The following is a 23,818-nucleotide window of genomic DNA, read 5'->3' on the forward strand; positions in this document are numbered from 1 at the left end:
GGCCGCGACGCGCCCGCTCCAATGAGCACTGGACGCAGCGCTCACCCCGCTGGCAGGCTGGCCGCCGGCGAGGGTCCTCGTCCGGGTCCTCGGTGAGCGATGCAGGCAGGTGACATCATCGACGGCCGGTTCTGCATCGAGCACCTCGCGGCCTCGGGCGGGATGGGGGCCGTCTACCGGGCCCGCGATCAGGAGAGCGGCGAGGCGGTCGCGATCAAGCTCCTGACCACCGAGAGCGCGCAGCACGTCGGCCGCTTCGCGCGCGAGGCCCACGCGCTCGCAGCCGCCCGTGTGCCCGGCGTCGTGCGCTACGTCGCGCACGGCACGACCACGTGGGGACAGCCGTACCTCGCCATGCAGTGGCTCGACGGCGAGACGCTCTCCGACCGGCTCACCCGCCAGGGCCTCACCCTCGAGGAGACGCTCGAGCTCGGCCTCCACGTCGCGAGGACGCTCGGCGCCATCCACAGGCTCGGCCTCGTCCACCGCGACCTGAAGCCGAGCAACCTGCTGCTCGAGGGCGGCTCGCTCGAGCGCGTGCACCTCATCGACTTCGGCCTCGCCCGCGCCGTCACCGACGAGCCGCTCACGGCCGCTGGCCTCGTCCTGGGCACGCCAGGGTACATGGCCCCCGAGCAGGCGCGCGGCGACGTCAGCGTCGACACCCGCGCCGACGTGTTCGCCTTCGGCTGCATCCTCTACCGCTGCCTCACCGGCCGCGCCGCCTTCCAGGGCAACGCCGGGCTCGCCGTGCTGATGAAGGTCCTCCTCGAGGAGCCTCCCCGCGCGCGCGATCTCCGGCCCGGCACCCCGGCCGCGCTCGACGATCTCGTCGGCCGCATGCTGGCGAAATCTCCCCTGGACCGGCCGGCCGACGGCGGCGCCGTGGCGGCCGAGCTCGCCACGATCGGCGCGCCCGAGAGCAGCGTCGGCGGGCCCCGCTCCTTCCCGCCGCGCGCTGTGGAGCTCACGACCGGCGAGCGACGCGTGACGTGCCTCGTGGTCACCCGCGAGCGCGCGGGCAACGCCGACGCCGCGGCGGAGCCGCGCCAGGGCGACGCCGACGCCGCGGCGGAGCCGCGCCAGGCAGAGCTCTGGCAGCTGCACGACGTGGCCGAGCAGTACCGCGGCGAGCTCGAGCTCCTCGAGGGCCGCTCGCCGCTCATCGTGCTGTCCGGCGCGGGCGCGCCGACCGACCTGGCGGCGCGGGCCGCCCGGTGCGCGCTCGCGCTGCAGGAGCTGCTCGGCGGCGCGCCCGTCGCGCTCGCCACCGGCCGGGCGGAGCTCTCGTCGCGCATGCCCGTCGGCGAGCTCATCGACCGCGCCTTCCAGATGCTCGCGGCCCATGACGACCGCTCCCTCCCCGCGGGCGTCCGCATCGACGAGGTGACCGCGGGCCTCATCGGCATGCGGTTCGACGTCACCGAGGACGCCGCGGGCCGCGTCCTGCACGGGGCGCGCGACGAGCGGACCGCGCAGCTGCTCGGCAAGCCGACCACCTACGTGGGCCGCGAGCGCGAGCTCGCCATGCTCGTGGCCGAGGTCGATCGCTGCATCGACGAGGGCGCCGCGGGCGCGGTGCTCGTGACGGCCGAGGCCGGGATGGGCAAGTCGCGCCTGCGAAAGGAGCTCATCCGCAAGCTCCGCGAGCGGGGAGACAGGTTCGAGGTCTGGATCGGCCAGGGCGACCCCATGGGCGCCGGCGCCGCCTTCGGCCTGCTCGCGAGCGCGCTCCGGGACGCCCTCGGCGTCGCGGACGGCGAGCCCCTGGAGGCGCGGCAGCGCAAGGTCCGGAGCCGCGTGGAGCAGCACGGCGGCATCGACGCGCCCCGCGTCGCGGCCTTCCTCGGCGAGCTCGTCGGCGCGCCGTTCCCCGACGAGCACGACGTGCAGCTCCGGCTCGCGCGGCGCGACGCCGTGCTGATGGGCGACCAGCTCCGCCACGCCTGGGAGGACTTCCTCCGGGCCGCGTGCCGCGCGGGGCCCGTGCTCCTCGTGCTCGAGGATCTCCAGTGGGGCGACCTCCCCACCGTCACGATGGTCGACGAGGCGCTGCGCCAGCTCAAGGACATGCCGCTGCTCGTGCTGGCGCTGGGGCGGCCCGACGTGCGCCGGCTCTTCCCGAAGCTCTGGGAGGGCCGGCTGGCCCACGAGCTCCACCTCACGCCGCTCCCGCGCCGCGCGAGCGAGCGGCTCGTGCGCGAGGCGCTGGGCGCGCACGCGCGGCACGACCTCGTGGGGAGGCTCATCGAGCGCGCGGACGGCAACGCGTTCTTCCTCGAGGAGCAGATCCGCGCGGCCGCCGAGGGCAAGAGCGAGGGCCAGCCGGAGACGGTGGTGGCCATGGTGCAGGCGCGGCTGGAGACGCTCGACGCCGAGGCGCGGCGGCTCCTCAGGGCGGCGAGCATCTTCGGCGAGACCTTCAGGTCGAGCGCGGTCGCGGCGCTCCTCGGGAGCGCCGACATCGCGCAGGTCCTCGCGGAGCTGCTCCGGCGCGAGGTGCTCGTGCGGCGGGGCGAGGGGCGGCCGCGGGACGACGCGGAGTACTGCTTCCGCCATGCGCTCGTCCGCGAGGCCGCCTACGGCATGCTGACGGCGCGCGACCTCCGCATCGGCCACGCGCTCGCGGGCAGCTTCCTCGAGGCGGCCGGCGAGGGCGATCCGAGGGCGCTCGCCGAGCACTTCGAGCGCGGCGAGGAGCCCGAGAAGGCCGCCGAGTGGTACCTGCGCGCGGCCGACAACGCCCTGCGCGGCAACGACCTCGCCGAGGCGATCGCCTGCGCCGAGCGCGGCATCGCCTGCAGGCCGGATCCGGCCGCGGTGGGCGCGCTCCGCCTGGTCGAGGCCGAGGCGCTGCTCTGGCGCGGGGAGCCGGCCCTCGCGGAGCAGCGCGGGATCGAGGCGACGCGGCACCTCGTGCCGGGATCCGTGGCGTGGTTCTCGGCGTTCACGCAGCTCGCGGGGGCCGGGCACAAGCAGGGCCACTACGAGCGCGTCGAGCGCTGGATGATGGTCGTCCTCGGCACGGAGCCGCTCGACGGCGCGCGCATCGCGAAGAACGCCTGCCTGCTCGAGGGGGCGATCGTGCTCCTGCTCGGCGGCCGCTACGCGTGCGTCGACGCGCTGATCGACGCGGTCGAGCGGGCGACGGAGGACGCGTCGGCCGCGGATCTCATGATCGAGGCGAAGCTCCTCTACCTGCACGGCCTCCTCCGGCAGCACAACGGCGATCCGAGCGCCTGCATCGCGAGCATGAGCGCGGCGCTCGCCGCGTTCGAGGACATCGGCGATCGCCGCGAGGCGTGCCGGGCGCGGCTCAACATGGGCCTCTGCTACGTCCAGTTCGGGTACTTCGAGGCGGCGGCGGGGGTGCTCCGCGCCGGGCTCGAGGAGGCGGAGCGGATGGCGCTGGACGACCGGGTCCCGAACGCGCTGCAGAACCTCGGCCTCGCGCTGGCCCACGCGGGCGAGGTCGACGCGGCGAGGGCGGCCCTGCGGAGCTCGATCGAGGCGCTCACGCGCCGCGGCGACAGGCGGCGGGAGTGCGAGAGCCGGCTCCAGCTCGCGCGCGTCCTGCTCCTCGCGGGCGAGCCCGCGCTCGCCGAGGCGGAGTCGCAGGCGGCCGAGGCGCTCGCGCGGGGGGTGCCGGAGCGGCTCCCCGCGGCCATCGCGGCGCGCGCGCGCGCGCTGCTCGATCTCGGGCGCGCCGGCGAGGCGCTCGCCGCCACGACGGAGGCCCTGTCGCTTCTCGAGTCGGGCCGCCGTGACGAGGAGGGCCCGCTGGTGCGCCTGGTCCACGCCGAGGCGCTGGCCGCGACGGGCCAGATGGCCGAGGCCAAGGGCGCCATCGCCCTGGCCCGCAACGGGCTGCTCGTGCGGGCCGGGAGGATCGGCGATCCTGTCTGGCGCGAGCGCTTCTTGCGTGATGTCCCCGACAACGCGCGGATCCTGGAGCTCGCGCAAGGTTGGCTTGACGGACACGCGCCCTGAAGCGCCAGCCGCGCTGGGGCGAGAGCGAGAGGCCATCACGGCGTCCAGGGAGCCCGTATGGCGGTGATTCCGGCCGTCTGGCGGGAGCATCTTTTTGTCGCCCGGGACAGGCGACGTCGCAAGTAAGCTGAGCCTCTACCTCTGACCTTGTGTTCGAACACAGGGAGGCAGCTCCATGCTCAGGTCGTCCGTCGTTCTGATTCCCCTCATGGCCCTCGCCGTGTCTGTCTCGTGCAGCAGCGAAGACAGATACCGGCCTCCCACGACGGGGGACCTGCCCTCGAGCGGCGTCACGACCAGCGGTGGAGGGGACGGCGGGCAGGGTGGCGCCGGGCAGGGCGGCGGCGGCGGTGGGCAGGGCGGCGGCGGTGGGCAGGGTGGCGCCGGCGGGCAGGGTGGCGCCGGGCAGGGCGGCGGCGACATGCCGAGCTGTTCCAACGGCGCGAAGGACAGCAACGAGACAGACATCGACTGCGGCGGCGCCTGCGCAACGCCGTGCCGGGTCGATCAGGCGTGCGCGGAGGCCGCGGACTGCTTCTCAGGGCGGTGCGAGGAGCGCGACGGGGGCGGCGGCGACGCTGGGCGCGTGTGCGTGGCGGCGCAGTGCGACAACGGCGTGAAGGACGGCAACGAGACGGACACCGACTGCGGCGGCGGCGCCGCGCCGCGCGGCGACAACCCGGCGTGCCCGCCGTGCAAGACAAGCAAGGGCTGCGCGGCGGGCTCGGATTGCGAATCGTTGAGCTGCGTGAACGGCCAGTGTCTGGAGCCGGCCTGCAGCGACGGCGTGAAGAACGGCCAGGAGACCGACGTCGATTGCGGCGGGATCTGCCCCGGATGCCCGCCTGGCGACGCGTGCTCCAAATCGACCGACTGTCTCGAGCTCGTCTGCTACGAGCAAGTCTGCCAGGACGCGACCTGCAGCGACGGCGTGAAGAACGGCAAGGAGACCGACATCGACTGCGGCGGGACGGAGGGGTGCAACACCCGGTGCCCTGCCGGGCAGCGTTGCACCGCCAACACCGACTGCGAGACGTCGATCTGCAACAGCACGAACCACGTCTGCGCGTGCCCGGCGTGGATGGTGATCTCGCCCGTGAGCGGCGGCGGGAGCTACTGCATCGATCAATACGAGGTGACGAAGCAGGAGTACGATGTCTTCCTCATGGCGAACCCGGTGCTCGCCGGCATGCCGGCGGAGTGCGCAGGGAACATCTACCGTCCCTCGAGCGGGTGGCCTTACACGGAGGGGCGAGTGCCCGTCACCTACGTCGACTGGTGCGATGCCTACGCGTACTGCTCCTACATGGGCAAACACCTCTGCGGCAGGATCGGCGGAGGCGCGAACTCGCCTGCCGACTTCGCGACCCCGACGCGGAGCGAGTGGTTCAACGCGTGCTCCGGCCAGGGCGTGAACGAATACCCGTACAGCGATCTCTATAGTGAGGCGACCTGCAAGGTGGACGACCCGACGGGCGAGTTCGCCAAGAAGCCCGTGCCCCCCAACCCGATCCCGCCGATCTCGCTCTGCGAAGGCGGAATCACGGGCCTCTTTCATATGAGCGGCAACGTGGCGGAGTGGGAGAACTCCTGCGACGCGCAGGGCAATTGCCTCGTCCGCGGCGGCTCGCGGGCCTCGCAGCAGGACGCGGATGACATTGCGCGCGACGCGCTCAAGGCGGGCAGGTGCGATGCGCTCCTGGACCAGGATCGCCTCACCCCGTCTCCGGACATCGGCTTCCGCTGCTGTCTCTGAGCGTTCGCGCGGGGGGCGCTCCAGGCGGCCGCCCGGCCGCCGCGCTTGCGCCGGGCGCGCAGGGCGCTTGACGCGCCCCGCGCCGGCCGTGAGCGGGCGGCGGCCGCGCTCACCGGCGCCGCCGCCCGGCCGACAAGCTCACTGCGCCGGTTCGGGATCGCAGCCGTAGAGGACGTCGACCGCCGCCATGGCGTCGTCCTGGACCAGCCGGCACGCGTCGGGGCAGAGCGTGATCATGTCGTTCGCGATGTAGAAGGAGCCCGGGGCGCACGCCGCCGCGCTCGCCACCTGGCCGAACGATTGCGGCTCGCTCCCGTCGCCGGGCGTGTACTGGACGACCACGGTCGAGAGGTCGATGATCTCCCCCGGCGGCGAGTCCGGCACCGCGAACTCGCACGCGACCACCGCGCCCGTGATGACGCCCTCCGCGATCGCCTGGAACACCACATCATAAGAGTCCGTCTGGCAGAGCGGGAACCTGAGGCCGCCCGTCCTCTTGCTGAGCGTCTGGTAGCCCGTGCCCGGCGCCACGGCGGTGCCGCACGTCTCCTCGACCACGTCCGCGTCGGGCGCATAGGCGTCCGTGGCGACCGTGTTCTCGTGGAGCCCGACGATGCTGTGAAAGACGTAGTTGGGCGCGGTCGCGTCGCCGAAGACCGCCGGGTCCAGGCCGAACAGCAGCTCCTCGAAGTCCGTGGCGACCTCCTCCCAGGGCTGCCGCGTGTCGTCGATATAGATGTTGCGGGGGAGGTGCGTCGACTGGCAGCCCACGTGGTCGTCGGTGATCACGGTGATCACCTTGAACGAGTCCTCGCGCACCCACTCCGACCACCCGGCCGGCGCCACGCCGTGCTCGTCGGGCAGGCCGCCGTTGTAGCTCCCGAGGAGCACGCAGAGCGCGTCGTTGCTCCTGATCTCGTGGCTGTAATGGTAGAAGACGGGCGGGTTGTTCCCCGGCGCCTCCGGCACAGGGGCGCAGCTCGCAGTGCTGAGCGGGGCGCCGACGCAGATCGAGTCGTCTTCCTCCGCTGTGCCGTGCGCGGAGATCATGATGACGCGGTAATCGATGCCGCTCTCGCCGATGATCGAGGCGAAGCTCTCATTGATGTTGTTCTGTACGCTGATGATCTCGTTCGCCATGCTGGGCGAGTTGTCGATGACGAACACGATGTCGACCGGCCGCTTCGTCAGCGTGGCCTCGGCGACCGTGGCGACACAGGCCGTATCCGGCGTCACGGGGCCGCTGCCACCCGTGTTGGAGCCGCTGGAGCCGTTGCCGATCATCCCCCCGTCGTCACCGCCCGCGCCGCCCCCGCCCCCGCCTGCGCCACCCTCGCCGCCCCCACCCGCGCCGCCGGCTCCACCGACGTTCGCTCCAGCCGTCGCGTTCGCGTCGCCCTCCGCCCCAGAACTGCAGGAGCACCCTGTGGCGCCGGTCATCACCAGGACACCCAACCCAAGAAGCGGAACCAACATGGTAGACCGGGAGAGCTTCACATGAACCTCGACCGCAAGGGCGCACGAACGCGCTATTTCAGATTGCACAATTGCAACGAGATGTGGTGACGATTTTGACCTGACCGCGATTTTTCCCGGAGGCTGTTCCATGACATGTGTCATGGAAGCGTCTTTGTCATTCCACGTGGTGCACACGGCGGGGCGCGGTGGATGGCGGCGCGGGCACGGCCGCCGGCCACGCGCCACGCGCCACGCGCCACGCGCCACGCGCCACGCGCCACGCGCCACGCGCCACGCGCCACGCGATGCGCGGGCGAACGCCGGAGCGCGGCGCCGCGGCGCGTCGGGCGCCTCGGCTCCTCCGACGCTCCGCGTGGGCTGGATGGTCTCTGCACAATGCGCCCCTAGGATGCAGGTATGAGCCTACGTCATGACTTTCCTCGCATCGGCATCGATGCGATCGCCCTCGCCGTCCCCCGCCGCTTCGTCGAGCTCACCGAGCTCGCCGAGGCGCGGGGCATCGCGCCCTCCAAGTACCTGACCGGCCTGGGGACCCGCCGGATGGCGATCGCCGCGCCCGACGAGGATCCGATCACCCTCGGTGCCAACGCGGCCCGCCGCCTGTTCCAGCGGTCGGGCGCGAGCCCTGCGGACATCGGGCTCTGCGTCGTGGGCACCGAGACCGCCGTGGACCACGCGAAGCCGGCGGCCTCGTTCCTCCACGGCCTGCTCGGACTACCGAGCGCGTGCCGGGTCTTCGAGGCCAAGCACGCCTGCTTCGGGGGCACCGCAGGCCTCCTCAACGCGGTGGACTGGATCGCCTCGGGCTCGGCCCGCGGCCGCGCCGCGCTCGTCGTGTGCTCGGACGTGGCGCGCTACGCGCTCGGCTCCGCGGGCGAGCCCACCCAGGGCGCCGGCGCCGTGGCGTTGCTCGTGCGCGAGCGCCCGCGCCTCTTCGAGATCGAGGTCGGCCAGACCGGCACATATGCGCGCGACGTCTACGATTTCTGGCGGCCGCTCCACCACAAGGAGGCGCTCGTCGACGGTCACTACTCGGTGCAGTGCTACCTCGACGCCCTCGCCGGGGCCTACGGCGACTGGCGCCGCGTGGCGGGCGACGGCGATCCCCTCGCGCGCACCTGCTATCACGTCCCCTACGGCAAGATGGCCCGCAAGGCCCACCGCCACCGGCTGGCGATGGACGGCCTGACCGAGCAGGCCGCCGACGAGAGCTTCGCCGTCGAGGTGGAGCCGTCGCTCGATCTGCCGTCGCGCATCGGCAACATCTACACGGGCTCGCTCTACCTGGCGCTCGCGTCCCTGCTCAACGCGGAGGCCCGCGCGCTCGAGGGGCAGCGCGTCGGGCTGTTCAGCTACGGTTCGGGCTGCTGCGCCGAGTTCTTCGCGGGCAGGATCGGGCCAGAGGCCGGGGCGCTCGCGGCCGCCCTCGAGATCGACGCCCCGCTCGACGGGTGCCAACGCGCCTCCGTCGCGGAGTACGAGGCGCTGCGCAAAGGCGACGAGGCCGCCGACCGCCGGCCGGCGCCCGAGGGCGCCGAGCGCGGGGGAGCGAGCCTCGACAGCCGGGTGGTGTACCTGGGGCTCGACTCGAGCGAGCGGCGCGTCTACGCCAACGCGTGAGCGCCGGAGCGGGCCGCTCGCTCAGCCGGAGCCGGACGAGGGGGACGTGAGGTCCGAGAGCTTCACGGTGAAGAGCTCCGCCCCGCCGGCCGCAGCGACGACGACCCGCAGCGAGCCGGAGGGGGCGGGCCGCTTCAGGCGCGCGGCGACCGCGCGCGTGACCGGCGCGAGCGGCGCGATGATCTCGGCCATCGCCGAGCGCGCCATCACGCCGACCAGCATCGGCGCGCGCTCGCCGGCGGCCAGGGCGGCGCGGAGCATGCGCTCGGGTTCGAGGTGCGGGTCGCGCTGCTGCAGGCCGATCGCGATGAGGTAGCCCGTCGGTTCTCGCAAGGAGAGGAGATAACCCGTCAGCGACGCGGGGGCGCTGCTGCGGGCCGGAAGGCTCTGCAGCAGGCGCGCGAGCTCCGGGCGGTGATCGGCGAGCAGCTCGGCCCGCTCATCGTGATCGGACATGCCCGCCCGCCCCTGCTTCGCGTGGGCGTTCGGCGTGAGACCGCGGTTCCGCGGGGTGATCGTCGCAGCGTCTTTCGGGACCATGTTCCTCCAGCGAGGGCTCCTGCCCTCCGTTTTGTTTGTTCCGGTCACCGCGCCGCGCGTGTCACGAAATCGGACGCGGCCGCGCGCCGCTCGCAAACGCCGGCCGCACGAGGCTGCACCGGGGCGAGCTCGCAGCGCCCCGGCGCGCGCCTGTTCGCGGCCGCGGCCCGACGGATGACCGCCCGGCGCACGGCCGGCGGGGATGGCACGTCCTCGTGCCGCCGATGGCCGGCCAGGTGCCGGGAGCGGGCCGCGAGGGCGCCGTGAACCCTGCCTCGATCGGCAGAGAGCGCGCTGCGGCGGCTGCGCTCGTCATCCGTCGCGAGGGCGCGGACCTTGCGATGAGGCGCCGCCAGCTCGCTGCCCTCCGGCGCGGAGCGCTCCGGCGCCCGGTGCGCCTGCGCGGAGGAGCGTCAGCCAAGGGAGAGCCAGCCTATGCGAGATCGAATGGGGAGGATTGGACAGGTGATGGCCGCAGCCGCCATGGTGGGGGGCTGCGCCTCCACCGAGGCGCCTCGAGACCCCGCGCCGCCGGTGGACGGCGCGGCGGCGGCGCCCGCGGCGCCCGACACGGCAGCGACCCCCGCGCGCCTGCGGGCGGCGTACATCGCGGCCGTGCAGGCGTCGGCGCCCGAGAGCTACCGGGTGATCGAGGCGTCCCCGGGCGGGAACAAGGCGAGCCTGCGCGCGCCGAACCCGGCGCACCGGCTCGCGGTCGATTTCAGCGCGTCGGGCGTGCGGATCGCGCCGGAGGAGGGCGATGCGCGGTGGAGCTTCTCGATGGCCGCCGCCCGGTACGGATGCGCGGGCGATCTGCGCGAGGTCGCGCGCGTGTCCCCGAGCGCCGCGAAGAACCGCGTGGAGCTCCGCCGGCAGGGTGCGTCGCCGGGCGAGGGGCTCGTGGAGTGGTACGTCAACGGGCCGCTCGGGCTGGAGCAGGGCTTCACGGTGCCCGGGGCGCCTCCCTGCGTCGCCCCTGGGGACCAGGACCTCGTGATCGAGCTCGCCCTGGGCGGCGATCTCCGCGCGACGCCGCTCGCCGGCGGCGACGGGGTCGCGCTGCGCGAGGCGTCCGGCGCGGTGGCGATGCGGTACACGGATCTCCACGCCACCGACGCCGCGGGGCGGACGCTGCCCGCGTGGATGGAGCTCGGCGTCGACGAGCGCACGCTGTCGCTGCGCGTGGACACCGCCGGGGCCGCGTACCCGGTGACGGTGGACCCGCTCGCCGCCTCGGAGCGGACGGCGCTCATCGCGGTCGATGGCTCGACCCCGATCCACCTGAACGGCGACGCGATCGCCATGTCGGGCGACACCGCGATCGTCGGGGCGCCCGGGAGCGCGGCGTACGTGTTCGTGAAGAGCGGCGGCGCCTGGACGCAACAAGCCAGGCTCGTCCCGGGCGACGGGCCCGCAGGCGAAGGCTTCGGCGCCTCGGTCGCGATCTCGGCGGACACGGCCGTGGTCGGGGCGCCCTGGGGGACCGGGGGCGCGGGCGCCGCCTACGTGTTCGTGCGGAGCGGGGGCGCGTGGTCCGAGCAGGCCAAGCTCGTCGCGAGCGGCGGCGCCTCGAACCCCGCGGGCGGGGCGGTCGCGGTCAACGGGGACCGGGCCGTCCTCTCCGCCGAGACGTCGGTCTACGTGTTCGCCCGCAGCGGCGGCGCATGGAGCGAGGAGGTCGAGCTCGTCGCCCCGGCCGGCGCCAACGCCTGGAGCACGCCGCCCGTCGCGATCGAGGGCGGCACGGTGGTCGTGGGCTCGCCGGGGGACTCGTGGTGGTGGGAAGGCAATGGCGAGGGCGCCGCCTACGTGTTCGACGCGAGCGACTGGGGCGGCGCGCACCGGCTCGCTGCGGACCCGCCGCAGGCGTTCGACCGCTTCGGCAGCTCGGTCGCGATCTCGGGCGGGCGCATCCTCGTGGGCGCGCCGGGCGTCCTCAGCCCGCCGATGCCGTGGTACGAGCTCGGGCGCGGCCTGGCCTACGTGTTCGACCGCGGGGCGAGCGGCTGGCGCCAGGACTCCAGGCTGATCGCGACCGACGGCAGGACGGGGGATGGCCTGGGGAGCGCCGTGGCGCTCTCCGGCAGCATGGCGGTCGCCGGCGCGATCCTGGCCGATCGCCTCGATCAGCCGGACGCGGGCGCGGCGTACGTGTTCTCGCCGGCGGGCGGCGAGTGGATCGAGATCGAGAAGGGCAAGCTCACCGGCAACGGCCCGACCGACGGCGCCTTCGGCAAGGCCGTCGCCGTGTCGGGGAGCTCGGTCATCGCGGGCTCTCCCGCGTACGCGTTCGAGCTCGCGCAGGACAGCGACGGCGACGGGGTGGTCGACGGCGACGACAACTGCCCCGCCGCCGCGAACCCGTCGCAGGTGGACGCCGACGCCGACGGGCACGGCGACGCGTGCGACCCGCGGTGCGTGACCTTCCGGCGCGGCCTGAGCGGCGGCGTGGCCGACGCGACGCTCTGGCAGGTGTCGCCCACGTGGAACGACGGCGCGAGCACCACGCTCTCGACGGGCACCGGCACGGGCGGCGTCCGGCGGAGCCTCCTCCGGGTCAACCTCGCCGGCATCCCGGCGAGCGCGGAGATCGCCTCGGCGACGCTGTCGCTGTACCAGACGTACAAGATCGAGAGCAGCACCGTGCGCGTCCACAGGGCCACCGCCGCGTGGACGGAGTCGGGCGTCACGTGGGGCAACTTCGGCGGCGGCGGCCATTTCGATCCGGCGATCGAGGCCTCCTTCGTCACCGGCGGTCCCTCCGGCACAACCGGCTTCCGGAACGTCGACGTGACAGCGCTCGCGCAGGCCTGGGTGAGCGGCGAGCTCGCCAACCACGGCGTGCTGATCGAGGAGGCCGCGGTGACCCGGAGCTCGCTGCGGAGCAGCGAGAGCGCGAGCACCACGGAGCGGCCGGCGCTCACGGTCTGCTATCACGACACCTGCGAGGACGGGATCCAGAACGGCGCCGAGTCCGGCGTCGACTGCGGGGGCCCGAGCTGCGCGCCGTGCGCCCCCGGCAGCGTCCTCTGGAGCAAGCGCTTCGTCAACGGCTGGCACGAGTCGATGCGCGCGCGCGCCGTCGCGGTCGACAGCGCGGACAACGTGATCTTCGGCGGCTACGCCTATGGCACGATCGACTTCGCCGGACAGGGCGACCCGACGCTCATGGAGATGTTCAACACCAAGTACCTCGCCAGGCTCGACGCCGCGGGGAACCACGTGTGGGACAAGCGCCCGCTCGGCGGCAGCACCTTCCTGAGCGTCGCCGCGTCGGACACCGGCGAGCTGATCGCGGGCTCGGACTCCGGCCTTCAGCGGTTCACCGCGTCGGGCGATCTCCTCGCGGAGGTCGTCGGCCTCTCCCAGGTCGAGGTCGCCCGAGCCGGCGCGGGCGCCGCGGTCGCCGGCGTCCTCTGGGACACGGTCGATCTCGGCACCGGCCCCCTCGGCGGCGGGCCAGGCAGCGACCTCCTGGTCGCGAAGCTCGGCGCGGCCGGCGCGCCGCTCTGGATCAGGACCTTCGCGGCGGACCCGAACGAGAGTGCTCCCAAGAGCGTCGCCGTCGACGGCGCGGGCAATGTCATCGTGCTCGGCAGCTTCTCCGGCGCCCTCGACCTCGGCGGCGGACCGCTGGCGAGCTCGCCCGCGGCTCGGGGCGTGTATCTCGCGAAGTTCGATGCGGCCGGCAATCACGTCTTCAGCCAGGTCGTCTCCGGCACGCCGAACGAAGGCGAGGTCGCAGCGACCCCCTCCGGGGAACTGGTCGTCGCCCTCGGAACGACCGTGATCAAGTTCACCGCCTCCGGCGCGCCCCTGTGGAGCGTCGATACGAGCGGCCTCGGCCTGCTCTCCAGCTACTGGAACCTCCCTGCCGTCGCCGTCGACAGCGCCGGCAACGTGTTCATCAACCCACGCGGCGCGATCGCGAAGCTCTCGCCGTCGGGCGCCCTGCTGTGGTCCGTCGACCCGATCGGCAGCGCGGACCGCGGCGAGATCTTCGATCTGGCCGTGGACAGCGCCGGTAGCGTGATCGGCGTGGGCACGTACGCCTACGAGGACGCGATCGTCGTGAAGCTCGCCCCGTAGCCCGAGCAGCGCCCCGGCGCGCTCGCGGTCGTCGCGGGCTCCTGGCCGCCTGGCCAGGAGCCCGGAATCACGAGCTCCGCGCGCGGGCAGTCGACTCCAGCCCGCCGGGCACGAAGTCCGTCCCCTTCTGGACACGGTCGTTCCACGTCTCGGGGGGCTTGCCTGAAGGCGCCTCCCTCATCGTGATGCACCCCGGCACCGGGCACACCAGCGCGCACAGATTGCAGCCGATGCACTCCTCTTCGTCGACGAACGGGACCCGCGACGGCGCCGCCTCCCCGCTCGGATCCGCCGTCACCGCGCGATCCGGGATGACCTTCGGGAGGTGGGTGTGGCCCGCCGCGCGCGCCTCCGCCTCCGTCCTCCCCGGCAGGTGGATGCACTGGTGCGCCCCGTCCATGCAGGCGACGTAACAGAGCTGGCACCCGATGCACTTGTCGGCGCTGATGTCCGCGACCACGCGGTACGAGAGGTCGAGCTCGCCCCACTCCTGGACCTGCGCGATCGCCCTGCCGCGCAGCTCGTTCACCGAGCGCATCCCGTGATCGTCGAGCCAGTCGCTGAGCCCCTCGATCATCTCCTCGACGATGCGGTAGCCGTAATGCATCACCGCGGTGCAGACCTGGACGCTCGTCGCGCCGAGCGCGATGAACTCGGCGGCGTCGCGGGAGTTCGAGATGCCGCCGATGCCAGAGATGGGCAGCCGGCCGACGCCGGGGTGGCGCGCCAGCTGGCTCAGCAGGTGGAGCGCGATCGGCTTGACCGCGGGCCCGCAATACCCGCCGTTCGTCGACGCCCCGCCGACCCGCGGGAGCGGGACCATCCGCTCCAGATCGACGCCCATGAGCGACTTGACCGTGTTGATCAGCGAGACGCCGTGCGCCCCGGAGCGGAGCACGGCCTCGCCCGGCTCCAGGATGTCGCCGACGTTGGGCGTGAGCTTCACGATGACCGGCGTCGTCGCGAACTCGACGGCCCAGCGCGCGATCTCCTGGAGGACCGCCGGCTCGTTGCCGACGGCCGAGCCCATGCCGCGCTCGCACATCCCGTGCGGACAGCCGAAGTTGAGCTCGAGCCCGTCCGCGCCCGTGTCCTCGGCCTTGCGGATGATCTCGCGCCACTCGTCCTTCGTCTCGACCATCAGCGAGGCGATGAGCGCGTGGCCCGGGTAACGCCGCTTGATCTCGCGCATCTCCTTGAGGTTCACGTCGAGCGGACGATCGGTGATGAGCTCGACGTTGTTGAGCCCCATGAGCCGCGTGTTGCCGTAGTCGATGCCGCCGAACCGGCTCGACACGTTGACGATGGGGTTCCCCAGCGTCTTCCAGACGGCGCCGCCCCAGCCGGCGTCGAAGGCGCGCCGGACCTGATCCCCTGTGTTGGTCGGCGGCGCCGACGCGAGCCAGAACGGGTTGGGGCTCTTGATCCCGGCGAAGTCGATAGAGAGGTCGGCCATCGCTCAGCTCCCTTGCGGTGAGGGCCCAGGCGCCGCGCCGCCCGCCCGCGTCATCATCGCTTCGTGCATCGCGCGCGCGGCGATCTTCGCCTCGGCGACCGCGTTGACGACCTCCTTGCCGCCGTTCACGCAGTCGCCGCCGCTGTAGACCTTCGGGTTGCCGGTGCGGTGGGTCGCCGGGTCGACCACCACGCGCCCCCTCGCGTCGAGCACCACGCCCTCGAACGCGAGCGCCACCTGCGTCGCCCGGCTCTGCCCGATCGCGACCGCGACGAGGTCGGCGGGCAGGAGCTCCTCTTCGACCGGCCCGGGCGCAGAGCCCCGCGCGCCGGTGTCGGCGGGCGCGTCGGCGGGCGCGATCCGCAGCGCGACGACCTTGCCGCCCTCGCGCACCACCTCGACCGGCACCCGGTTCTCGACGAGGCGCGCGCCGGCGACCCGCGCGCCCTCGAGCTCGTGCGCGTAGCCCGACATCTCGGCCTCGGAGCGGCGGTACACAACGGACACGTCGACCCCGAGCAGCGCCAGCTCGTGGGCGACGTCGAGCGCCGTGTTGCCGCCGCCGATGACGACCGCGCGCCTCACGCCCGCGAGGTCGAGGCCCGGGTCGGCCTTGAGCCGCTCGATGAACGCGGTCGCGCCCACCACGCCGTCGCCGTCCTCCCCGCGGAGGGCGAGGCGCGCGTCGGCGCCCAGGCCGAGCCCCAGGAAGACAGCGTCGTACTCCGCGAGCAGGTCGCGCGCGGAGACCTCCCCCGGCCCGGCCGCCTGCGCGACGACCGAGACGCCGGCGCGGAGCTCGACGTCCCCGAGCGACAGGACCCACTCGAGCTCGTGGAGCGCCTCGTGCCCCTTCATCTTGTAGGGCGCGATCCCGAGCGTGTTCAGGCCGCCGGGGATCGCCTTCCGCTCGAAGATCACGGCGCGGTGCCCCTCGAGGGCGAGGTAGCCCGCCGCGGCGATCGACGCGGGCCCCGCGCCCACGAGCGCGACGCTCTTGCCGGTGGGCGGCTTCGCCCGGAAGATCCGCGGATCGCGCGCGAGGGCCGACTCGACCGCGTAGCGCTGGAGGCGGCCGATCGCGATCGGCTCGCGCCCCCACCCGTTGTAGACGCAGTCGCCCGCGCAGAGCACCTCGACGGGGCAGGCCTGCCCGCACGACTGGCCGAGCAGGTTGGCCGTGAGGATGGTGCGGGCCGCGCCCTTCACCTGGCCGGCCGCGATCTTCCGGATGAAGGTGGGGATATCGATCGCCGTCGGGCACGCTTTGACGCAGGGCGCGTCGACGCAATAAAGGCACCGGTTCGCCTCGGCGATCGCCTCGGCGTCGTTGTAGCGCGGGCTCTTGTCCTCGAATCGCTCTTCGATCCGACCGGACGGGAGGGCTGAGAGGCGTATCGGGGCTCGGGTCATGCTGGCGCTCGCGCGGCTCCTCTCGGGTGGATGGGTGGTGACTAGAAGGTCTGGGCTCCCTGGCTCGGGCCGAGCCGGCGCGGGAGGTAGCGCCCGGCGCCCCGCTCGACGTCGAGCTTGCCGTCCGCGCACTGGACCCGGCCGTTCACGATGACGTGCGTCGGCTTCCCCTTCACCTCGAAGCCCTCGAAGATGCTCCGATCGCACCGGTGATGGTGGGTCTTCGCGGAGATCGTGCTCGTCCCCTTCGGGTCGAAGACCACGAGATCCGCGTCGCCGCCCGGCACGATCGAGCCTTTGCGCGGGTACAGCCCGAAGATCTTCGCTGGCTGCGTGGAGAAGAGATCGACGAAGCGGTGGACGTCGATCCGCCCGTCGAGCACCCCGTAAGTCCAGAGGAGGGCGAGGCGGTTCTCGATGCCGGCGGCGCCGTTCGGGATCCGCGAGAAATCGTCCTTGCCCATGTCCTTCTGGCCGACCTGGTTGAAGGGACAGTGGTCGGTCGCCACGGTCTGGATGAGCCCCGACGAGAGCGCGGCCCACAGCGCGTCCTGGTGGCCCTTCGGCCGGATCGGCGGGCTCATCACGTAGGCCGCCCCCTCGAAGCCGGGCTTCTCGTACACCGAGTCGTCGAGCAGGAGGTACTGCGGGCACGTCTCGGCCATGACCACCTGGCCCCGGCTCCGCGCCTCGGTGACCGCGGCGAGCGCCTCCTTGCAGGTGAGGTGGACGATGTAGATCGGCTCGCCGATCATCCGGGCGAGCATGATCGCGCGCCCCGTCGCCTCGCCCTCGATCGGCGCGGGGCGGCTCTGCGCGTGGTACCGCGGGTGGGTCTTGCCCTCCTTCAGGAGCTTCTTCTGGAGCGCGACGACCGCGTCGCCGTGCTCGGCGTGGACGGTCACGAGCGCGCCGAGGCCCTTGGCGGCCTCCATCACCTGGATGAGCTCCGGATCGTCGACGCCGATGGCCCCGCGGTAGGCCATGAAGGTCTTGAACGACGGGATGCCGTGCTCGCGCGTACAGACGGCCATCTCCTTGAGCGTGTCGTCGCCGAACCAGGTGACGGCCATGTGGAAGGCGTAGTCGGAGACCGCCTTCTTCGCCTTCTCGTTCCACATCGCGAGCCCGTCGAGCAGCGCCTGCCCTCGGGCCGGGATCACGAAATCGATGATCGAGGTCGTGCCCCCGGCGACGCCCGCCGCCGTGCCGGTCTCGAAATCATCGGAGCTCTCCGTCCCCATGAACGGCAGCTCCATGTGCACGTGGGCGTCGACCCCGCCGGGGAAGATGAGCTGCCCCGAGGCGTCGATCACGGTGTCCCCCGCCCGCTCCTTCGACAGCCCCGCGCCGACCGCGGCGATCTTCCCGTCCTCGCAGTAGACGTCGCCGACGAACCGGTCGCTCGCTGTGATGATCTCGCCGTTCTTGATCAGGATGCCCATGTTGCTCCTCCGCGGGTGAGCGCCGGGCGGCGGGTCCCCTCCGGGGGGCGGCGCCGCCATGGCGAGGGAAACACCGGGGGAGAGAGCCGTCCGCGACCAGCGCCCCGGCGCTGCTGGTGTCTTCGCGGTGGACTTCGCATCGCTCGTCGCGCTCGTTGCGCTCGTTGCCTGACCTCGCCGTCCTCCCGCCGCCCCGGGCCCTCAGGGCAGCTGTTCCGTGAGCTCGCCGTACGTCTCGGGCCGGCGATCGCGGTAGAACTGCCACGTCCTCCGCACCTCCTCGATCAGGTCGAGGTTCATCTCGGCGACGACGAGCTCGTCCTTGTCCTCGCTCCCCGTCGCGAGGAAGCTGCCCCGCGGGTCGCAGAAGTAGCTCGTCCCGTAGAACTTACCGATGTTCCACGGCGCCTCGGTGCCGACGCGGTTCGAGGCGGCGATGAAGTAGCCGTTGGCCACGGCGTGCGCGGGCTGCTCGAGCTTCCAGAGGTACTGGGAGAGCCCGGCGACCGTCGCCGAGGGGTTCCACACGATCTCGGCGCCGTTCAGGCCGAGAAGCCGCGCCCCCTCCGGGAAGTGGCGATCATAGCAGATGTAGACGCCGATCCGCGCATACCGCGTCTGGAACGTGGGATAGCCGAGGTTCCCCGGCTTGAAGAAGAACTTCTCCCAGAACCCGTTCGTGTGCGGGATGTGCGTCTTCCGGTACTTGCCGAGGTACGTGCCGTCGGCGTCGACCACGGCGGCCGTGTTGTAGTAAACGCCCGCCATCTCCCGCTCGTAGATCGGGATGATCATCACCATCTTGTACTTCTTGGCGTACGCCGCGAGCCGCTCGACCGTCGGGCCGGGGACGGGCTCGGCCACATCGCACCATTTCGCGTCCTGCGAAGGACAGAAGTAAGGTGTATTGAAGACCTCCTGCAAACAGAGGATCTGCACACCCCTCTTCCCCGCCTCGTCGATGAACGACAGGTGCTTCTCGAACATCGCGTCCCGGATGGCCATGACGGAGGCGCCGTCGTCGCCGATCGGGGTGGAGCACTGGATCAGCCCGCCAAGTACATTCCGTGCCATCAGAACCACCTCGTGATGACGATCTTGCGCTCCGTGTAGAAGTCGATGGCCGTCGGGCCGTGCGCCTTCAGATCGCCGAAGAAGCTGCCCTTCTGGCCGCCGAAGGGGAAGAAGGCCATGGGGGCCGCGACGCCGATGTTCACGCCGACCATCCCGGCCCCGACGCGGTGCTGGAACTCGCGCGCCGCGCGGCCGCTCGACGTGTAGATCGACGCCGCATTGCCGTACTCGCTCCGGTTCGCGATCGCGATCGCCTCGTCGAGATCGTTCGCGCGCATCAGGCACGCGACCGGCCCGAAGATCTCCTCGGTCGCGATCACCATCCCTGGCCGCACATCGTCGAAGACCGTGGGCCCCACCCAGTTGCCGTTCGGATACCCCTCGACCCTGGCGTCCCGGCCGTCGAGGAGGAGCGTCGCCCCCTCCGCCACGCCCTGGTTGATGTACGAGAGCACCCGGTCCCGGTGCGCCGCCGAGATCACCGGGCCCATGGTCACGCCCGGCTTCGAGCCGTCGCCCAGCACGATCCCCTTCGCGTGGCGGACCAGCCCGTCGCGCACGGCCTCGTAGGTGTCGCCGACGCACACGACGACGCTGCCGGCCAGGCATCGCTGGCCCGAGCAGCCGTAGATGGACTCGGCCACGTTGGCGACCGTCATCTGCCGCTCGGCGTCCGGCATCACGACGAGGAAGTTCTTCGCCCCGCCGAGCGCCTGGACCCGCTTCCCCGCCTCCGCGGCGCTCTTGTACACGTGGCGCGCGACGGCCGACGAGCCGACGAACGAGACGCCCGCGATGTCCCTGTGCGCGCAGAAGGCGTTCACGACGTCGCGGCCGCCGTGGACCAGGTTCACCACCCCGGGCGGCAGCCCGACCTGCTCGATCAGCTCGAAGATGCGCTGCTGCGAGAGCGGGACCTGCTCCGACGGCTTGAGCACGAACGTGTTCCCCGTCGCGATCGCGTACGGCAAGAACCAGAGCGGCACCATCGGGGGGAAATTGAACGGCGAGATCGCCGCGAAGACGCCGAGCGGCTGGCGGATCGTGTGGCAGTCGATCCGGGACGCCACGTCCTCGAGGCCCTGCCCCATCAGGAGGGCCGGGATGCCGGCCGCATGCTCGACGTTCTCGATGCCGCGACCGAAATCGTTCCGGGCCTCGGCCAGCGTCTTGCCGTGCTCGGAGGTGCAGATCGCCGCGATCTCATCGCGATGGGCGTCGAAGACCTCGCGCAGCTTGAAGAGGTAGCGCGCCCGCTGCACCGGCGGCGTCGCGCTCCAGCCGGGGAACGCCGCCTGCGCGGCCTTCACCGCCGCGTCGACGTCGGCCGCCGTCGAGAGGGGCACCTCCGCAAGAGATTCCCCGGTCGCCGGGTTCTTCACCTCGAGGCGCGTCGTCCCCGAAGCTCGAGACCAGGCTCCGCCGACGAAGTTTTCCAGCACACGCATCGTGAAAAACCCTTCCCCCCGGCGAGGTCGTCACTCGGCAGCCCCGACCAACAGGCCGGGCGCCGCCCCTGGCTGCTGGGCATCACAGCCCACCGATCGAGCGCTACATGCGGTGGGGGCCATCCGTCAAGCCTCGGTGCGACGCGGCGCGCACCGCACCCGCCTGCGGAAGATCCCCAGCGCACATCCCGTAGCATAGACCACAGAGCAGCTGGCGGCCCACCGTGCAACTGCCCAGCAGCACGTCATGAAATACTTTGGAAATAACTCGGGTATGCCCTGGGTGCGCCGCGCGAACGACGCGAACGAGAGGACCATGCCGCTCGAGCGACTCCATCCGCCGCGATGCCCCACGTCGAGCCGGCCCGGCGCGGCACCCTCGCCGCCACGCGCGGCGCGGCGCGCGCGGCGAGCGAGTCGCGCGCGCCGCGTCGACGCGCGGCGCGGCCCGTCCACCGGAGCACCGCATCGAAAGTCGCTCGTGGTCGTTGCTCCGTCGATCGAACCGTCCTAGGTGCACCCCATGGACCTCGCGGATCCTTGCCCGGTGGCCAGGCGCACGACTATCCCAGGGGATGGCTGTGCGCGCTGGCGGCTCGGCGGTGCGCAGACGTAAGATCGGTGCGCGCTCGGTGAGACGATGACGAAACCCAGCATGCTGTTCGACACGACGGAGCACGTGCTCATCGCCGTCCACGGCAGGGAACCGCCGACCGACGAGGAATGGGAATCGTATATGCAGGCGGCGGGCAGTCTCCCGCCCGCCTGCACGAAGACTCTCGTGGTGACCGCCGGGGGGGGACCCAACGCGAAGCAGCGGGCGTCCATCAACGACTACGTGAGCAAGACCGCGCTCACCGTGGCGATCTGCACGGACGCGCTCCTCGTCCGGCAGATCGGGACTGCGCTCAGCTGGTTCAACCCGCGGGTCAAGGCGTTCCGGGGCAGCGACGTCGTGGCCGCGCTGCGCTATCTGGAGATCACCGGGCCTGAGGCCGCCCTGGTGCAACACAAGGTCACGAAGATGAGACTCGAGATCGAGGGCCGGCCGTCCCGCGCGCCGCGCTGACCCGGGGGCCGCCGGGGAGATCGTGGCGACGCCTGGGGCGCGGGGGTGGTAGGAGGGTGGCAGGAGGGGGACCGGACCACCGCGATGAACACGACCCGCTGGCAGCAGCTCATCTCCTCGCGAGAGGCGCGAGAGGCGCGAGAGGCGCGAGAGGCGCGAGAGGCGCGAGAGGCCCCGAACGGCGCGTGGCGTCCCCGCTTCTTCCGCCCGGCGCGCGAGGACGACGCGGAGGAGCTCGGCCGCCTGCTCCACGACGACGCCCGGATCGAGATCTTCGACACGATCGACCGGCAGCTCGCCGATCTCGTGAAGACCCGCCACCCCCGGGAGCGCCTCGGTGAGCGGGACATCGCGCGGCTCGTGGGAGAGCGCCTGAACGGCGCCCCCATCGAGGCCTATGGAGTCTGGGTCTACTATCCGTGGTCGCACCGCCTCGTGCACCTGCTCGATGAGGCGGAGTTCGTCGAGCTGCGGACCGACCGGAACAAGCACAAGATCAGCGGCGAGGAGCAGGCGGCGCTCGCCCGCCGGCGCATCGGCGTCGTCGGCCTCTCCGTGGGGCAGTCCGTGGCGATGACCATCGCGCTCGAGCGGGGCGCTGGCGAGCTGCGCCTCGCGGACTTCGATCACCTGGATCTCTCGAACCTGAACCGGATCCGGACCGGCGCGCACAACCTCGATCTGCCGAAGGTCGTCGCCACGGCGCGCGAGATCGCCGAGCTCGATCCGTTCCTCGACGTGAAGTGCTTCCCCGAGGGGGTCACGGCGGACAATATCGATCGCTTCCTGCTCGACGGGGGCAAGCTCGATGTCCTCGTGGACGAGTGCGACAGCCTCGATATCAAGCTCCTGCTCCGCGCGAACGCGCGCGCCCACCGCATACCGGTCGTGATGGAGACGAGCGACCGTGGGCTCATCGACGTCGAGCGCTTCGATCTGGAGGGCGATCGGCCGATCCTTCATGGGCTCGTCGGCGATCTCACGCCCGAGCGCCTCCGCGGCCTGTCGACCGAGGACAAGGTGCCTTATGTCATGCAGATCATCGGGCAAGACGCGATCTCGCTCCGGCTCCGCGCGTCGCTCATCGAGGTGCAGCAGTCGGTGAGCACATGGCCTCAGCTCGGGTCCGCGGTCGTCCACGGGGGCGCGGCGGCGGCGGACACGGCGCGCCGGATCGCCCTCGGGGAGCCGGTGCGGTCAGGCCGGTATTATGTCGACCTGGAGGAGCTCATCAGCGGCCCCGAGGGGGAGCCCGCCGCCGCGGACGCGCCGCGCGCGCCGGGCCCTGCCCTCACCGCGGCGGCGGGCCCGCTCCCGGCCGCCGAGGCCGGCGCCGTCGAGCTCGACCCGGAGCGGCTGCGGCGGCTCGTCGCGGCGGGCGTCGCGGCGCCCTCGGGCGGCAACTGCCAGCCCTGGCTCTGGGTCCACGAGGGCCGTCGCCTCGGGCTGTTCCACGACCGCGCCCGCTCCGAGTCGCTCGCCGACTTCCAGGGCGCGGGCGGCGTGGTCGCGCTCGGCGCGGCCGCCGAGAACGTCGTCCTCGCCGCGCACCGCGAGGGGCTCAGCGTGCGCGTCTCACCGTTCCCGCGCGAGGGCGACGAGGACCTGGCCGCGACGTTCGCCTTCTTCGGCGCGCCGCCCCCCGGCGCCGAGGAGCACGCCCTGGATGGCCTCGCGGACGCCATCGGGCTCCGGCACACGAACCGGCGCCCTGGCCAGCGGGCGCCGCTCGCGGAGGAGCACCGCGCCGCCCTCCGCGCCGCTGTCGAGTCCATCCCCGGGGCGCGCCTCGAGCTGCTCGATGCGCCGGCGGAGCTCGACGAGATCGGCGGCCTCATCGGCGCCGGCGATCGGCTCCGGATGCTCGCGAGGCAGACCCACGCCGACATGATGAGGGAGGTCCGCTGGACCGAGGCGGAGGCCGAGGCGCGCCGGGACGGGCTGTTCGTCGGCACGCTCGAGCTCTCGCCGACCGATCTCGCGGGCTTCAAGATCTGCCGGGATTACCGCGCCCTGGAGCTCGTGCGGCGCTGGGGCGGCGGCCGGGGGCTGGAGAAGATGGCGCAGAAGGCGATCCGCTGCGCGACGGCCGTCGGGCTGATCACCCTGCCGCGCGCCAGGCTCACCGACTATTTCCAGGGCGGCAGGGCGGTCGAGCGCGCGTGGCTCACGGCGACGCAGCTGGGCATCGCGGTCTACCCGATGACGACATTGCCTTACCTGTTCGCCCGGCTGATCCGGGGCCGCGGCGAGGGGCTCGACGCGGAGACCGCGGAGGCCGCCACCGGGCTCCGGGAGCGCTATCTCCGGCTGTTCGACGTCACCGACGCGACGGCGGAGGTCCTGCTCTTCCGCCTGTCGCTCGCGGGCCCCGTGTCGGCGCGCTCCCTCCGCCGCCCCCTCGACGACGTGCTCATCGTGCGCTGACCCGGCGGCGCG

13 protein-coding genes are annotated in these 23,818 nt (G+C 72.5%); 6 read left to right on the forward strand and 7 right to left on the reverse strand.

What is annotated here, in order from left to right; all coding sequences use genetic code 11:
- The first annotated feature begins 99 nt into the window (after positions 1-99).
- Positions 100-3,990 (forward strand): serine/threonine-protein kinase, encoded by a 3,891-nt coding sequence (locus tag WME79_RS35145; RefSeq protein WP_437523899.1) that lies wholly within the window; start codon positions 100-102, stop codon positions 3,988-3,990.
- 175 nt (positions 3,991-4,165) lie between these two features.
- Complete coding sequence (locus WME79_RS35150) at positions 4,166-5,746, forward strand: SUMF1/EgtB/PvdO family nonheme iron enzyme (protein ID WP_437523903.1); 1,581 nt, start codon at positions 4,166-4,168, stop codon at positions 5,744-5,746.
- Between the two features lie 138 nt (positions 5,747-5,884).
- On the opposite strand, the gene WME79_RS35155 is transcribed toward WME79_RS35150, so the two are convergent.
- On the reverse strand, positions 5,885-7,186 hold the full coding sequence (locus WME79_RS35155; RefSeq protein WP_437523906.1) for a hypothetical protein: 1,302 nt from the start codon (positions 7,184-7,186) through the stop codon (positions 5,885-5,887).
- Positions 7,187-7,621: 435 nt separating this feature from the next.
- On the opposite strand from WME79_RS35155, the gene WME79_RS35160 reads away from it, so the two are divergent.
- Positions 7,622-8,845 (forward strand): hydroxymethylglutaryl-CoA synthase family protein, encoded by a 1,224-nt coding sequence (locus tag WME79_RS35160; RefSeq protein WP_437523909.1) that lies wholly within the window; start codon positions 7,622-7,624, stop codon positions 8,843-8,845.
- Positions 8,846-8,866: 21 nt separating this feature from the next.
- Here WME79_RS35160 and WME79_RS35165 read toward each other — a convergent pair whose 3' ends face one another.
- Positions 8,867-9,385 carry a hypothetical protein gene (locus tag WME79_RS35165; RefSeq protein WP_437523912.1) on the reverse strand — a complete coding sequence of 173 codons (519 nt, stop codon included), beginning with the start codon at positions 9,383-9,385 and terminating at the stop codon, positions 8,867-8,869.
- Positions 9,386-9,853: 468 nt separating this feature from the next.
- Between WME79_RS35165 and WME79_RS35170 the strand changes: the two genes are divergently transcribed.
- Positions 9,854-13,474 carry a DNRLRE domain-containing protein gene (locus tag WME79_RS35170; protein WP_437523915.1) on the forward strand — a complete coding sequence of 1,207 codons (3,621 nt, stop codon included), beginning with the start codon at positions 9,854-9,856 and terminating at the stop codon, positions 13,472-13,474.
- Between the two features lie 67 nt (positions 13,475-13,541).
- Here WME79_RS35170 and preA read toward each other — a convergent pair whose 3' ends face one another.
- The 5 genes from preA to WME79_RS35195 all read right to left on the reverse strand — a co-directional run bounded on the left by preA (position 13,542) and on the right by WME79_RS35195 (position 20,310).
- Entirely contained in the window at positions 13,542-14,930 is a 1,389-nt protein-coding gene (gene preA / locus WME79_RS35175; RefSeq protein WP_437523918.1) for an NAD-dependent dihydropyrimidine dehydrogenase subunit PreA, read from the reverse strand.
- 3 nt (positions 14,931-14,933) lie between these two features.
- The gene (locus WME79_RS35180; protein ID WP_437523921.1) at positions 14,934-16,343 is read right to left on the reverse strand and encodes an FAD-dependent oxidoreductase; all 1,410 of its coding nucleotides are present in this window, start codon (positions 16,341-16,343) and stop codon (positions 14,934-14,936) included.
- 41 nt (positions 16,344-16,384) lie between these two features.
- Positions 16,385-17,788 carry a dihydropyrimidinase gene (gene hydA, locus WME79_RS35185; protein WP_437523924.1) on the reverse strand — a complete coding sequence of 468 codons (1,404 nt, stop codon included), beginning with the start codon at positions 17,786-17,788 and terminating at the stop codon, positions 16,385-16,387.
- Positions 17,789-17,989: 201 nt separating this feature from the next.
- Positions 17,990-18,862 carry a nitrilase-related carbon-nitrogen hydrolase gene (locus WME79_RS35190; RefSeq protein WP_012239016.1) on the reverse strand — a complete coding sequence of 291 codons (873 nt, stop codon included), beginning with the start codon at positions 18,860-18,862 and terminating at the stop codon, positions 17,990-17,992.
- Positions 18,862-20,310: a CoA-acylating methylmalonate-semialdehyde dehydrogenase gene (locus tag WME79_RS35195; RefSeq protein WP_437523927.1), complete on the reverse strand. Its 1,449-nt coding sequence runs from the start codon at positions 20,308-20,310 to the stop codon at positions 18,862-18,864. Before WME79_RS35195 ends, WME79_RS35190 begins: the two co-directional genes overlap by 1 nt.
- Before the next feature lie 640 nt (positions 20,311-20,950).
- Between WME79_RS35195 and WME79_RS35200 the strand changes: the two genes are divergently transcribed.
- On the forward strand, positions 20,951-21,379 hold the full coding sequence (locus WME79_RS35200; protein ID WP_437523929.1) for a hypothetical protein: 429 nt from the start codon (positions 20,951-20,953) through the stop codon (positions 21,377-21,379).
- 84 nt (positions 21,380-21,463) lie between these two features.
- The gene (locus WME79_RS35205) at positions 21,464-23,806 is read left to right on the forward strand and encodes an Rv1355c family protein (RefSeq protein ID WP_437523932.1); all 2,343 of its coding nucleotides are present in this window, start codon (positions 21,464-21,466) and stop codon (positions 23,804-23,806) included.
- The last annotated feature ends 12 nt before the right edge of the window (positions 23,807-23,818 follow it).

The sequence above is a fragment of the Sorangium sp. So ce726 genome (assembly GCF_051521405.1).
In the GTDB taxonomy this organism is placed as follows: Bacteria; Myxococcota_A; Polyangia; order Polyangiales; family Polyangiaceae; genus Sorangium.